Source organism: Streptomyces sp. NPDC048637, assembly GCF_040650675.1.
Taxonomy (GTDB): domain Bacteria; phylum Actinomycetota; class Actinomycetes; order Streptomycetales; family Streptomycetaceae; genus Streptomyces.
In genome coordinates this window covers 1-2,541 of record NZ_JBEZHQ010000090.1, presented here as the reverse complement: position 1 = coordinate 2,541, position 2,541 = coordinate 1, and the positions used below count along the sequence as shown (strand labels likewise).

The following is a 2,541-nucleotide window of genomic DNA, read 5'->3' as shown; positions in this document are numbered from 1 at the left end:
CACACCACACGCCGCCAACCCCTCCACCACAGCCTCGGACCACACCTCACCCGCGCCCACCACCGCAAGCCAACGACCACCCAGCACCCCACCCGACTGCCCCACCAGCGGCTTCCACTCCACCCGGTACCGCCAGCCGTCCACCACCGACCGCTCACGCCGCTGCCGCCGCCACAACGACAAAGCACTGAGAGCCTCACCCCACGAGGCATCACCGGCAACGGCCAGCTCGTCGGCCAAGGTGTCCGGGTCTCCGCGCTCAACGGCCTCCCAGAACCACGCGGCTCCGTCGTCCGACGGCCGAGCAGCGACGTCCTTGGCCACGGCCTCCGAGGAGTTCGGCCAGAAGCGCTCATGCTGGAACGCGTAGGTGGGCAGTTCCACCCGCCGAGCCCCGGGGAAGAGCGATTGCCACTGCACCGTCGCGCCGTTGACGAACATGCCGCTGACCGCGGCCAAAAGGGCTTCCGACTCCCGCCGGTCCTTCCGCATGGTGGCTACGAGCTGAAGGTCAGGTGCCGAGAGACAGTTCTGTGCCATGGCGGTCAGCGTCCCGTCCGGTCCGATCTCCAGGAACCGGGTCACCTCATGCTCCTCCAACCACCGGATACCGTCAGCGAACCGGACGGCGTCACGGACATGCCGCACCCAGTAGTCGGGGGAGGTCAGGTCCTCCGCCGTGGCGAGAGTGCCGGTCACATTCGAGACCACCGGGATACGCGGCTCCGCATACGCCACGCTCTCCGCGACCACCCTGAAGTCGTCCAGCATCGGCTCCATCAACGGCGAGTGGAAGGCATGACTCACCCGCAGCCGCTTCACCTTCCGACCCTCGGACTCAAAACGCCCGGCGATCTCGGCAACCGCCGACTCCTCACCGGACACCACCACCGCCTCCGGACCGTTCACGGCAGCAACATTCACCCGCTGCTCCTGGCCCTCCAGCAGCGGCAGTACCTCAGCCTCGGTGGCCTGGAGGGAGACCATCGCCCCACCCGCCGGCAACGCCTGCATCAACCGACCACGCGCCGCCACCAAACGACACGCATCCTCCAGCGACACCACACCCGCCACATGCGCCGCCACCAACTCACCAACGGAATGACCCACCAAGTAATCCGGCCGCACACCGAACGACTCCACCAACCGGAACAACGCCACCTCAACCGCAAACAACGCCGGCTGAGCAAGACCCGTCCGGTTCAGCGCAGCCGCATCCCCGTCCGCATCCGCATCCGCGTTCTCACCGAACACCACACCCCTTACAGGCGCCCCCAACTCGCCATCGAAGGAGGCACACACCGCATCAAAGGCATCCGCGAAGACGGGGAAGGTGTCGTACAGCTCCCGGCCCATTCCAAGACGCTGCGCACCCTGGCCCGTGAACAGGAATGCTGACCGCCCCTGCCTCTTGACCCCTCGAACGATGCCGGCCGCCTTGTGTCCCTCGGCCAGTGCGGTCAGCCCCTGGAATGCCGACTCGTGATCGTCCACGAGCAACGCAGCACGGTGGTCGAATATCTCCCGCGAGGTTGCCAGCGAGAAGCCCACATCGGCGAGGTCGAGCCGGGACTCCTTCACGTGAGCAAGGAGTCGCTGGGCCTGCGTCTGCAAGCCGGCTTCGTCACGCCCCGAAATGACCCAGGGAACTGCCGGCAGCTTGAGCGGCTCCTCGTTCTCGGTCGGATCATCGGTTACCGGTGCCTGTTCGATGATGGTGTGGGCGTTGGTGCCGCTGATGCCGAACGAGGACACACCGGCGCGGCGCGGGCGACCCGACTCCGGCCACTGCACCGACTCGGTCAACAACCGCACCTCACCCGCCGACCAATCCACATGCGACGACGGCTCATCCGCATGCAGCGTCCGCGGCAGGACACCGTGCTGTAGCGCCAGCACCATCTTGATGACACCGGCGACGCCCGCAGCCGCCTGCGTGTGCCCGATATTCGACTTCACCGAGCCCAGCCACAACGGCCGGTCCCCGTCCCGGTCCTGACCGTAGGTGGCGAGAAGCGCCTGTGCCTCGATCGGGTCGCCCAACGACGTCCCCGTCCCGTGCGCCTCGACCACATCCACATCGGACGCAGACAGCCCCGCACTCGCCAGCGCCTGCCGGATCACCCGCTGCTGCGATGGACCATTCGGCGCCGTCAAACCATTCGACGCACCATCCTGATTCACCGCACTACCCGCCACCACAGCCAACACCTGATGACCATTGCGCCGCGCATCCGACAACCGCTCCACCACCAACAAACCCACACCCTCGGAAAACCCGGCACCATCCGCAGCATCCGAAAACGCCTTGCACCGGCCATCAGCAGCCAACCCCCGCTGCCGACTGAAATCCACAAACACCCCCGGCGTCGACATCACCGTCACACCACCCGCCAACGCCACATCACACTCACCCGCACGCAACGACTGCACCGCCAAATGCAACGCCACCAACGACGCCGAACACGCCGTATCCACCGTCACCGCAGGACCCTCAAGACCAAACGTGTACGACAACCGCCCCGACACCACACTCGCCGC

The 2,541-nt window shown here is 66.6% G+C and carries 1 protein-coding gene; it reads right to left on the bottom strand.

The features are described 5' to 3' along the window. On the bottom strand, positions 1–2,541 hold a 2,541-nt coding region (locus tag AB0C46_RS40660), incomplete at both ends, for an acyltransferase domain-containing protein (protein WP_362834171.1).